General features: G+C 29.2%; 12 protein-coding genes. 4 read left to right on the top strand and 8 right to left on the bottom strand.

What is annotated here, in order from left to right:
- The first annotated feature begins 99 nt into the window (after positions 1-99).
- A complete protein-coding gene (locus AJ886_RS02630) occupies positions 100-789 on the top strand; it encodes a Fic family protein (protein WP_070287080.1) in 690 nt (229 codons plus the stop codon).
- Between the two features lie 334 nt (positions 790-1,123).
- Here the strand turns inward: AJ886_RS02630 and AJ886_RS02625 are convergent, their stop codons facing one another.
- A complete protein-coding gene (locus tag AJ886_RS02625) occupies positions 1,124-1,429 on the bottom strand; it encodes a hypothetical protein (RefSeq protein ID WP_261662392.1) in 306 nt (101 codons plus the stop codon).
- Positions 1,430-1,702: 273 nt separating this feature from the next.
- Between AJ886_RS02625 and AJ886_RS02620 the strand changes: the two genes are divergently transcribed.
- Positions 1,703-2,752, top strand: a complete 1,050-nt coding sequence (locus AJ886_RS02620) for a DNA cytosine methyltransferase (RefSeq protein WP_002875392.1) — start codon at positions 1,703-1,705, stop codon at positions 2,750-2,752.
- A complete protein-coding gene (locus tag AJ886_RS02615) occupies positions 2,745-4,775 on the top strand; it encodes an ATP-binding protein (protein WP_070278935.1) in 2,031 nt (676 codons plus the stop codon). The genes AJ886_RS02620 and AJ886_RS02615 overlap by 8 nt, the downstream gene beginning before the upstream one ends.
- Positions 4,776-4,840: 65 nt before the next feature.
- On the opposite strand, the gene AJ886_RS02610 is transcribed toward AJ886_RS02615, so the two are convergent.
- From AJ886_RS02610 to AJ886_RS02595, 4 genes are read right to left on the bottom strand one after another with little or no spacing between them, the layout of a single operon-like run.
- Positions 4,841-5,809, bottom strand: a complete 969-nt coding sequence (locus AJ886_RS02610) for a phage late control D family protein (RefSeq protein WP_002870152.1) — start codon at positions 5,807-5,809, stop codon at positions 4,841-4,843.
- Positions 5,803-5,994 (bottom strand): tail protein X, encoded by a 192-nt coding sequence (locus AJ886_RS02605; protein WP_002789964.1) that lies wholly within the window; start codon positions 5,992-5,994, stop codon positions 5,803-5,805. Before AJ886_RS02605 ends, AJ886_RS02610 begins: the two co-directional genes overlap by 7 nt.
- On the bottom strand, positions 5,987-6,361 hold the full coding sequence (locus AJ886_RS02600; protein WP_002789966.1) for a phage tail protein: 375 nt from the start codon (positions 6,359-6,361) through the stop codon (positions 5,987-5,989). Before AJ886_RS02600 ends, AJ886_RS02605 begins: the two co-directional genes overlap by 8 nt.
- A gap of 1 nt (position 6,362) precedes the next feature.
- Positions 6,363-8,327, bottom strand: coding sequence for a phage tail tape measure protein (locus tag AJ886_RS02595; RefSeq protein WP_057038865.1), 1,965 nt, complete (start codon positions 8,325-8,327; stop codon positions 6,363-6,365).
- A gap of 29 nt (positions 8,328-8,356) precedes the next feature.
- On the opposite strand from AJ886_RS02595, the gene AJ886_RS02590 reads away from it, so the two are divergent.
- Positions 8,357-8,587: a hypothetical protein gene (locus AJ886_RS02590; RefSeq protein ID WP_002789978.1), complete on the top strand. Its 231-nt coding sequence runs from the start codon at positions 8,357-8,359 to the stop codon at positions 8,585-8,587.
- 107 nt (positions 8,588-8,694) lie between these two features.
- Here the strand turns inward: AJ886_RS02590 and AJ886_RS02585 are convergent, their stop codons facing one another.
- The 3 genes from AJ886_RS02585 to AJ886_RS02575 all read right to left on the bottom strand — a co-directional run.
- Complete coding sequence (locus AJ886_RS02585; RefSeq protein ID WP_002789979.1) at positions 8,695-8,931, bottom strand: phage tail assembly protein; 237 nt, start codon at positions 8,929-8,931, stop codon at positions 8,695-8,697.
- A 10-nt stretch (positions 8,932-8,941) separates the two neighbouring features.
- Positions 8,942-9,457: a phage major tail tube protein gene (locus AJ886_RS02580; RefSeq protein ID WP_002865794.1), complete on the bottom strand. Its 516-nt coding sequence runs from the start codon at positions 9,455-9,457 to the stop codon at positions 8,942-8,944.
- 146 nt (positions 9,458-9,603) lie between these two features.
- Positions 9,604-10,749: phage tail sheath family protein (locus AJ886_RS02575; RefSeq protein WP_070287079.1), on the bottom strand; the 1,146-nt coding region annotated here is incomplete at its 5' end.

Here is a 10,749-nt window from a genome sequence, read left to right as displayed (position 1 = left end):
TAAAGTTTAGATATAATCTCACAAAACGCTTACTATGTCGTTTCATAGTTAGCCTTTAGGGTTATTTCCGCCAAGAGTTAAAACTCAAGGCGGATTTTTATGAAGGAAAGATTTAAAATGAGAAATTTAACTTTAGAAGAAAATATATTTTTAGCAAAAAGAAACCTTGTAGATATTATTTGGAAATCCGCGAATTTAGAAGGTGTAAATGTTACTTTTCCTGAAACTCAAATGATTATAGATGGCTTTAGTGTTCCTGATAAAACAATACAAGATTTAACAATAATTTTAAATCTCAAAAGAGCTTGGAATTATTTGTTTGATACCATTAATGAAAAAGTTAGTTTGAGTTTGATACAGGACTTTAATAGGATTGTAGGCAGAGATTTGGTTCATAAATCAGGATTTTTAAGAACAGCTGATGTTAAAATAAGTGGAACAAATTTTAAACCAAAATTACCTATTGATTATGAGGTTAGTGAAAATATAGAAACAATTTTAAAAAATGAAAATAAAAAAGAAGTAGCATTGGATTTGATGTTATATCTTATGAGAAGTCAATTATTTTTTGATGGAAATAAAAGAACTTCAATGCTAATTGCTAATAAAATTTTAATTGAAAATGGATTCGGTATTTTGGCAATTGCTAAGAATGATATGAATGAGTTTTTTACCCATCTTGTTAAATTCTATGAAACAAACAATAATTATGAAATAAAACAATTTTGTAAAGAAAATTGTATTGAAACAATGATTTTTCATAATGATGAAGAAAAAAACAAATTATAGGAAAGAATTGAGATAACACCCAAATTTTCATATAAAACATTAAAACTTATTCATTCAAAAATACTATAATTAAAGCGTATTAAGCATGGCTACTCTTTCGGTTATAAGAAAGAGGAATAATGAGTAGGATCATTGAGTTTTTAGTTCTTGTCTTAGAATTAATTAACGAGATAATCAAGCTTGTTGATTATCTCACTTAAAAAAACCGTTGAAAATTCTATAAAAACCACACTTAGTCTAAGCTTAATACAATTGTAACAAAAAACACTTAACCGAAAGAGGCGTGGCTTTCGGCTATTTGTTCTTGCAAAGTCTTTATCGTTAATATGTTCTATTATAAAACTTCTATAAAAATTTCTTTACTTTTTAGTTTCTCATAAAAATTTTTTCTTTTATTGGGGTCGTTTGTAGTTACAATGGTAAATCCTGCTTGTTGAATTTTCATGAGAATTTCTTTTGAAATATTCATACTATGGAATAATTTTTTAAAATGTTCAGGTGTCATTACTGCTGCTCTAATATAATGAAAAAATGGATTACCATTTTCTTTATTTTTATTATATTGCATAGTATTATTAAACACTATGTCACTGCTGTAACTAATGTTTTGGAAATTATCTTCTTTGATACGCTTTCTCATCTCATTATAAAATGAAGTTAATTTGTTATTCTCATCTTTAATAAGATTAAGTATAGGATCTGGAATTTTATCTAAATATTGATTTTATAAAACCGCTTTTCAAATCAAAGTCATTTGATACTTAAAATCAAAGTATTGTTTTTTGAATTTGATTTCTAATGCAAAAAATATCATTAATGTTGTCTAAGGTGTTATTAAACATTTAGCTAAAAGTCTTTTAAGCATCTTATATAAAAATTAATTGTATAATTTAAAAAAGAGATAAAGTGTTTTATGAAAGAAAGTAAAGTAATTGATTTATTTTGTGGTGTTGGTGGATTAAGCTGTGGTTTAAAACAAGCTGGCTTTGAAATAATAGCAGGATATGATTTGGATAAAACTTGCAAATATGCTTATGAAAAAAATATAAAAGCACAGTTTATAGAAAAAAATATAAAAAATATTTCTTCAAATGAGATCCAAGAATATTTTGGTGATACAAAATATAAGATTCTAGTAGGATGTGCTCCATGTCAAACATTTTCCAAATACACCAAAGGCAAAAATAATGAAAATGATGAGAAATGGACTTTACTTAATGAATTTCTTAGATTAATAATTGAAATAAAACCTGAAATTATTAGTATGGAAAATGTGCCTGATTTGGAAAAATATCCGATATTTAAAAATTTTATTAGTACTTTAAAAAAACATGGTTATTTTATTGATTATAAAATTATATTTTGTCCAGAATATGGCATGCCTCAAAATAGAAAAAGATTAGTTTTATTGGGATCTAAAATTAAAGAAATACACATTATAAATAAAACACACCACAAAGAAAATTACAAGACAGTAAGAGATGCAATAGGCTTTCTACCTAAGATTAAATCAGGAGAACAATCTAAAACAGATCCATTACACATAGCTAAACCTTTATCAGGATTAAATTTAGAAAGAATTAAAGCTACTCCTAAAAATGGAGGTAGTTGGAAAGATTGGCCTGAGCATTTAATACTTAAATGCCATAAAAAAGAATCTGGTAAAAATTTTGGTAGTGTATATGGAAGAATGAAATGGGAAGAACCTTCTCCTACAATGACTACTTTTTGCACGAGTTTAGGAAATGGTAGATTTGGACATCCTGAACAAAATCGTGCAATAAGTTTAAGAGAGGCAAGTTTATTGCAAACATTTCCTTTAGATTATGATTTTATTGATAATGAAGTTGGAATTAAAACATCTGTTATCTCAAGACATATAGGAAATGCTGTTCCTCCAAGACTTGGGGAAATAATAGGAATAAGCATTAAAAAACATCTGATAGGAGAAGCGTATGGCTAATACAATTGAATTTTCTATAGCAAATAAAGCTGTAAATCATTTAGGAAGAAAACTGTATAATAGCAATCCTCCAGCAATAGCAGAACTAATAGCAAATTCTTATGATGCTTATGCAACACAGGTAGATATAGTTCTTAATAAAACCTTTCTTGTAGTAGCCGACAATGGGAAAGGTTTAAATGTTGATGAGCTGCAAAAAAAATATGCAAAAATAGGAAGAAACAAGGATAAGGAAAATCCTATCAATAATCTTAAAGAAAGACTTCCAATGGGGCAAAAAGGAATTGGAAAACTAGCTGCTTTTAGTTTGGGAGATATGTATACCGTATATACAAAAAGTATTAATTCTGATAAGTGGATTACTTTTACATTAAAATATGAAGAACTTTTAAGTGAAGAAAATACTCATAATGTTGTCTATCAAGAAATTGAAAATTTACCGACTGAATTTAGTCAATATAACTCTAATCAATCTGGAATGATTGTCAAAATAGAACATTTAAGAAGAAGGGTGATAACTTCAACTACGGATAATTTAAAAATTCATTTATCTAGAAGATTTTATATTGCATCTAGCAAAGATAACTTTAAAGTTAAAATTAACGATGATGAAGTTAGTTTAGAGTCGCACATATATTATGGTAGCATAGAATTATTGGTTTATTTTGGATATAGCACAGAAGAGATTAATGAATTATTTCCCAATGTTGATGCATCTAAAAAAATCCTTTATAATAGAGAACAAGATATTATTAAATACTTTAATGAAAATAAAATAAAAGGATGGATGGGAGGTGTTGCAGAGCTTAAAAAAATTCAAACTAAAAATTTTGACTTTAACAATGTAATCGTATTCATTAATAAAAAAATTGCTGATGAAAATATTTTTAAAGAAAGTGCTAATGCAAGAATTGCTAGTCAATATTTAGTAGGAGAAGTTCATGCAGATTTTTTTTATTCTGAAAATGACTCTCCAATTACATCAAGCAGACAAGGTTTAGATATTTCTGATGAATATGTAAGCGAATTTATTGACAATTTAAAAGACGTAAGAAATGTTTTTGTAAATAAATGGCAAGAAATTAGAACCAAAGATTCAATTAGTTATATTCCAGAGGACATTAAAAACAATGAAAGTTATCAAAATTGGCTTAAATCTTTAGATGATAGAAAATTAAACATACATAAAAAATTTTTACACATTATGATCCAAGGAATTGATGAACAAGATAAAGAAGATGAAGAAATTTACCATAAAAATATCAAACAAATGATAAGTTCAATTGTTCATACTATCAATAACGTTGATATCCAAGAACTAGAAAATAGCTTAAATAGAAACAATAATTCATTTACAGAATTATTAAATACTCTAATGTCTAAAATTGCAAACTCTGATCACTTAAAGGTTTATGAAATAGCAAAAAATAGAATTTTGGCAATCAAAAAACTTCAAGAATTAATGAATGAGAATAATACTCCAGAGAAATTTTTTGAAGATCACTTGTATGAACATCCTTGGTTAATTAATCCTTATTGGAGTAAAAAATTAAATAATCAAGAATCGTTTAATATAGTACGTCAAAAGTACTATAGGGAAATTGATAAAGAAGGTGAAATACATAGAAATTTTATTGATATTTTAATCAGTATAGCCGAAGAACAATATCCCATTATAGTTGAATTGAAAAAAAATACTGCCACGGGATATGCAAAAGTTAAATATACAGATATTTACAATCAAATTGACAAATATAGAATAGCACTAATACAAAATTTGTCAGACAATATTAAGTCGATAAATAAAGAAGATATTAAAGCATATTTTATTATTTCAGAAGACGCTGGAATAAAGGGAAGTGGAAATTCTATTGAAATATCAGAAAAAGAAATCATTTCTCTTGAAGAAACATTCAATATCAAGATATTAAAATACAATCAAATTATTGACAATGCACTATGTATTTATGAAGAATTTATCAAGATAATAGAAAGTGAAAAAAATATCCCTTGTTTTAATTAATTCAATATAAATAGATTTGATTAGTTTGCTAGTTTTTAGAAAAAGGAAGGCTTTAGTCTTCCTTATTACCCTTCAAAATTAACACTTATAGTATATCCACTCAAAGAAAAGTCATGTTTTACATCTTTAATACTAAAAATAACCTTTTCATCAATGCCTTTTATTTCTAAATTCGCTCCTGCTTTGATATTTTTCCCTATCATGCTAAAACTTCCTTCAAAAGAGCCTTTATTTAAAGCATTAAGCTTAGCATTTGCCAAGTTTAGTGCCTCACTGTCATTCTTTACTCCAGCAATCTTTAGCTCATAAACACAACCCTTATCATTGCCACTTAAAACGCTTTTAACAATGCCTTGTTCTATATCTTGGTAAGTTAGTTTAACGCCTGTATAATCATTGCGATTTTTAATGCTGATATTTAAATCACTAAGTTCGCTTATATCTAAAGTATATTTAATGCCACCCTCTTGTTTTCCACCACCCTTTACACCCTCTTGTGCTGCCTCTTTTTGCTCTATGATGATAAGAGTTTGTTCTTTTATACAAGCTAAAAAGCCATATTTTGCACAAAGAGTATAAATAAACTCAATATCGCTTACATTGTTTTGAAGTTCATGTTTGATATAAGCTTTGTTTGCATTATTTGTTTTTGCTTTTAAATTATTTTCCCCAGCAATTTTTAAAGCAATATCCGCAAGATTAGTATTTTCCCAAGTCCTTGATTTTTTGTTTTTAATATTGCTAGCAAAATTAATCGCAGTAGCTTTAATATCTGTTGTTTTAGAGCTATAATTTTTACTAAAACTATTAATGCTAAAAGTACCACATTTAAAAAGTTTTTCATCAAATCCAAGCCAAAGTTCTAACTTATCGCCAAAAGGAGCTCTTGCATAAAGTCCATTTAAACTGATGCTTATCTCATCACTTTCATCCTTGGCCTTATCATCAAAGCTTAGATTAATAAGATTAAGACTTATCTTTTGTGTAATATCTTTATCATTTGCTTTTATCTTAAAACTAGGATGATTTACCATAAAGTTTCTTCCTTGTTTTCTTGAATTTCAATATTAGGCAAAATCACTTTATCTCCTGTTTTTAAAAGAGGCTCTAATTTTGGATTGGCTAATAAAACTTGATCAAAATACAAAAGCGTTCCATAATGCCTATAAACCACACTATCAAGCCTTTCATTGTTTTTTGCAATGTAAATCTCACTCATCAAAATCCCTTTGTAAATTAAGTTCAAAACTTTGTGTTAAAAAGCCACTACCTTCTAAAAAAGCACTTTGTTTTTCGCTGATACTTAAAATCGCAAATTTTCCAAAATAAACTCCACTGGCACTACACATTGCATAGCTTTTATTTTGAGAAGCCATTTGCTTTAAAGTATCTAAATAAGTGTTTTTATCTTTACTAAGCGGTAAAGTTTTGCCACTTATTTTAATACTTTCATTTGCTTTAGCAACGCTGATTAAAGCATTATGATTATTAATACGTTCAATGCTTCTAATGCCGTATTCATAATTTTTTTCAAGCTCATCTACATTTAAAGCTTCAAACTCAAACTCACCTAAACAAAATATCATTTTAACCCCAAATTGTTGTCTGCACTTTTTTATCTGCATTTTTATTTAATGCGCTTAAAACACTATTTTCAACTTCTTTTGCGAAAGCTTTTAAATCAAACACTCCATTATTTGAACTTATATTAAAAGTTCCATTAATATTTACATTGATTTCATTTTTTTTAGAAATATCACTTCTTTTGGATAAAGCGGCAATTTCAGCTTGTCTTGCTTCATGCTTTGGAGCACCTGATCTTACTATGCCATGATGGGTTCTAGAATTATCATTTTGTAAATTTTGATATTTTTCTCCATCAACTTTTTTATCATTATCACTAAAACCAAAAAAAGAGGCCACGCTTTTAGCTATATCTTTAATCTTTGCAAATGCTTTGCTTAACCATTCAAACTTAGAAGCAAACCAATTAAATAAACCACCCCATAAAGAGCTAAAAAACTCGCCAAATCCGCTAAAAACGGAACTAATTTTATCTATAAATCCAATGAAAAAGGTTTTAACTTTATCCCAGTTCATGATAACAAGCGTTGCAATGGCGGCAATTGACATTAAAACAAGCCCTATAGGGTTGGTTAAAAAAGCGATTTTTAATATATTAAAAGCAGTTCTTATAGCATTAAGCGTAAAAGCAAATTGCGCTCCTGCAATTTTTGCAACCAAAAATCCTACTTTTAAAGCACTAAGGGCCACACTAGCTATAGTTAAAGAAACTACTAAGGTACCTATAACTTTACTTAAATTTGGAAAAGCATCAATAATCTCTCTAATAAAGTTAATCAAAGATGAGATACTATCCATGACAAAGCTTAAAGCAGGTGCTAAAGCTTCGCCTATGCTTGCACTAAGATTTGCCATACTGGCACTAAGTTTTGCAAAGCTTGTGTTAGTGGAGTCTCCTAACTTTTTAAATTCATTATTTAAAGCACCCATTTTTGTATTTTTTAAAGATTTTAAAGCTTGTTCATACTTATCTGTATTGTCGACTAAATTTTGCATCATGCCTGCAGCACCCGTCCCAAAAACTGAATTTAAAAAAGAGACCATCTCATCTTTTGGTAAGGTTTTTATCTGATTTAAAAGTACTTTAACCGCACCACTTGCATCTTGTTTAAAATAAGCGCTTAGTTGTTCTGTACTAAGCCCCAAGCTTAAAAACTTGGTTTTCATATCATCACTTGCATTATTTAAATTACTCATAACGCTAGTCATTGCTTTAAAAGTTCCAATCGCTTCGCCTTCATCTTTAGTCGCACTTGCAAAAGCAGCACTTAAAGCTGCCGCACCCTCTGCACTCATACCAATAAGCTTTGCATCGCCTCCTACTTCATTCATTATCTTAGCAACACTTGAAGCACTTACATTGCTTGCTTTAGCTACACCAATTATCTTATCTCCAAGATTTTGCATATCTTTGGTATTTAATTTATAAATATTAGAAAGCTTACTCATGAAATTAATACTTTCTTCATTATTTAATTTAAAGACTTTGCTATACTTAGCACCAAGTTCGCTAAATTTTAAAAGCTCACTTTCGCTTTTTATCCCAAGCCTTGCTCCTGCTTCACCCAATTTAGTAAGCTCATTAACATTCATTCCTATATTAGAACTTAGTTTTAAAAAGTTTTTTCGTAAAAGATTTAAACTTTCATTATTTGTATTTAAAAAGGCATTTATATTATTCATATCATCTTCAAGATTAGCACTGATTTTTACAGGCACACCGATAGCTAAAGCACTTGCGCCTTTAGCCATAAGCTCACCTTTTAAAGCACTAAATTCTTCACCTATTGCTTTAATCTTTGCCTTGGATTTTTCTAATGCATCAATACTTTTATTTAAGGCTTTTACACTTTTATTGCTTTGATCCAAATTAGCACTAAACTTTTTTAAAGCTTCAGTGTTTTTAGCAAATTCTTTAAAGCCTTTAAAGGCTAAAGATATACCAAAGCTAAGTCCTAAATCTTGCATATTTTTCCTTTTTATTGTAAAATCTATTTATGAAAAAAATAGACAATGCTTTTAATGCTAAAATCATCTTTTTAAAAAACTTTAAAATCGTTTTTAAAGCCTTTTTAACACTCGGTATTTTTGTCGCTTTTATGCTTTCTTTTTTAAGTGATGATTATTTAGCAGGTTTTGTTAATATCACTTCATTTTTTGTGCTTTTTTCTTTAATACTTTATATTGTAACCTTTATCTATTGTTTTTTTAAGCTTAAACACTCTTAGCGATTTTTAAACTAATATCTAAAAATTCAAGATAATCTTTTATGTTTAAACTCATAATTTCACTATAAGAAAAATGCAAATAATGAGCTATTAACGCAATAGCTTCATTATTCAGTGCTCCCACTGGGAGTTTGGTAATTGTTTAATTCATTGCTTAAAAGAGTAATGTCTTCAAGACTTAAATTATCAAGTTCTTCTAAACTCATATTAGTACATTCTCCTATCATATAAAAAGCTCTCGAACCTTCGCCTTTTTGCATATCCATAGAACGACGCAACATCCCAGCTGTTGGGGGATTAAATTTAACTTCATTTCCATTTGATAATTTGATTATTTTTGACATAATTTTCTCCTTATAGACTTAAATTTGCTTTTACTTTTGCCATTTTATCAATGCCATTAAATTCTAGAATAAGATTTTTTATATCAGCTAAAAATAGTCTTTTGCCATCCATTGTGATTTTTATAAAATGCACATTGATTTTTATTTCACTTGTAAATTCGCCACCTGCTACAATAGAAGGGGGAGTCATAGATGTAAATTCTCCATTTAACTCCACTACAAAAGGCACTTGTTTTCCTGATCCGCTTTGATGAATACTTGCTTTAAAAACAAGTGGGATTTTTGTTTTAGAAAAAGTATTTACTCCAAAAGCTTCAAAAGCTTGTTCTCCCATCTCACTAATTTTAAAAGAGCATTCCATTGCTTTAAATACACCCGTGCCATAATTTGCACTCAGCGCTCCTTTGCTTTCTAATACTTCTTGTTCTATAATAGGCAAAGTAATATCTCTTGCTACCCCAGCATAACCATACCCATCTATAAAACAATTTGCTTGTTCAATTACTTGAGGTACTTTATTAAACATGTTATTCTCCTTCTTTTAACTTCGCGGTGGAAGTAAATTCCACCTTACAACAAGGGATTTCATCCCCTTGACCCCTCTCTTGTGCTTTACACTCTCTTTAAGCTTGTGCTTTGCACTCTCTGTGAGAAAGCCCCAAAAGCCACCTTTTACTCTGCACTAATAGTTTTAATCAAATCACTTGCCCATTCATCAGAGTAGATGAACTCTAAAGTGATTTGTTTAACGATTGGATTATTCATCATTTTTATATTTAGATAAAACTTACCAGCACTCACATTGGCATCTGTGTTTCTTTCTTCATCCCAGCTTACCTCATAGCCAATTAAAACCTTAGCTCCTTTTAAATCTCTTAGCAATTCTTCAATGCTGATTTTTATAAAATATAATTCACTTGCTTTTTTATCAATAGCTTTAAAAGCTGCTTTTTGTCCTGCTAGAGCTATGCGATCAAAGGTTCTTACACGAGCTAAATCTTGCCAAATCGTATCTTCATGGCTAGTTTCCCCACCCCAAGAGCGATAACCTTCACTTAAAATACAAGTTGAAATATGAGCGTTTCTTAGTCTTTCTGCATCACAATCAAAGCCATTGATAAACTCTATAAAATACTCTGTGCCAGTAACCCCATTCATCACTCTATTTGAGTAAGAATCACTAAAGCCATATTCTTTATCTCCATCTGTATGAGCTATTAAACCTGCGATGATAGGAGATTGTGGAACATAAGCGTATTTTCCTTGTGTATTTAAGATTTGAACCTGTGGCCAAGTGGCAATTAATCTTTTAGAGCTAAAAGCCTCCATTGTATTAATAGCTTCGCCAACATTTGTAGCGTAAAGATCCACAATAGCTGTGATATTCATAGAACTTGCCACACTTTCAAGCTTAGCCTTTACTCCTGCTTCATGTGAGTAATAAGGAGCAATGATTAAATCAGGACTAAAACCTGTTTTATGTTTGGCTTTTTTAAAGGCTTCTATGGCATTAACAATATTGGTTAAAGTGTTTTCACTTTCCTCGCTTTCTTCAAAAAAACTAATAATAATTACATTACTTACATTTTGTAGATTGATACATTCTAAAGTATCTAAAAGTCTAAAATCTTGTAAGTTATTTTCTTTGATTAAATCGTTTACAAATTCTTTTGCTTTGCTTACATTTGAAAAGGCAAAGATTGGAAAGCTATCCACGCTTTCATAACCAGCCTTTGTGTAAATCATTTCTTTACTTGCACCTTTTATAGCCCCAGCAATACCAATAGGCGTATCACTTTGCACTTTAATAGGACTTGC

The organism is Campylobacter sp. BCW_6465 (genome assembly GCF_001762815.1).
In the GTDB taxonomy this organism is placed as follows: Bacteria; Campylobacterota; Campylobacteria; order Campylobacterales; family Campylobacteraceae; genus Campylobacter_D; species Campylobacter_D jejuni.
The sequence above is the reverse complement of the archived record's forward strand: the minus strand, read 5'-3'. Positions and strand labels throughout refer to the sequence as shown.

Bases quoted from the DNA above. Each gene is read 5' to 3' on its own strand.
- AJ886_RS02610 (WP_002870152.1), bottom strand. From the start codon at position 5,809: ATGGTAAATCATCCTAGTTTTAAGATAAAAGCAAATGATAAAGATATT.
- AJ886_RS02625 (WP_261662392.1), bottom strand. From the start codon at position 1,429: ATGAGAAAGCGTATCAAAGAAGATAATTTCCAAAACATTAGTTACAGC.
- AJ886_RS02585 (WP_002789979.1), bottom strand. From the start codon at position 8,931: ATGTCAAAAATAATCAAATTATCAAATGGAAATGAAGTTAAATTTAAT.
- AJ886_RS02595 (WP_057038865.1), bottom strand. From the start codon at position 8,327: ATGCAAGATTTAGGACTTAGCTTTGGTATATCTTTAGCCTTTAAAGGC.
- AJ886_RS02600 (WP_002789966.1), bottom strand. From the start codon at position 6,361: ATGATATTTTGTTTAGGTGAGTTTGAGTTTGAAGCTTTAAATGTAGAT.
- AJ886_RS02580 (WP_002865794.1), bottom strand. From the start codon at position 9,457: ATGTTTAATAAAGTACCTCAAGTAATTGAACAAGCAAATTGTTTTATA.
- AJ886_RS02615 (WP_070278935.1), top strand. From the start codon at position 2,745: ATGGCTAATACAATTGAATTTTCTATAGCAAATAAAGCTGTAAATCAT.
- AJ886_RS02590 (WP_002789978.1), top strand. From the start codon at position 8,357: ATGAAAAAAATAGACAATGCTTTTAATGCTAAAATCATCTTTTTAAAA.
- AJ886_RS02630 (WP_070287080.1), top strand. From the start codon at position 100: ATGAAGGAAAGATTTAAAATGAGAAATTTAACTTTAGAAGAAAATATA.
- AJ886_RS02620 (WP_002875392.1), top strand. From the start codon at position 1,703: ATGAAAGAAAGTAAAGTAATTGATTTATTTTGTGGTGTTGGTGGATTA.
- AJ886_RS02605 (WP_002789964.1), bottom strand. From the start codon at position 5,994: ATGAGTGAGATTTACATTGCAAAAAACAATGAAAGGCTTGATAGTGTG.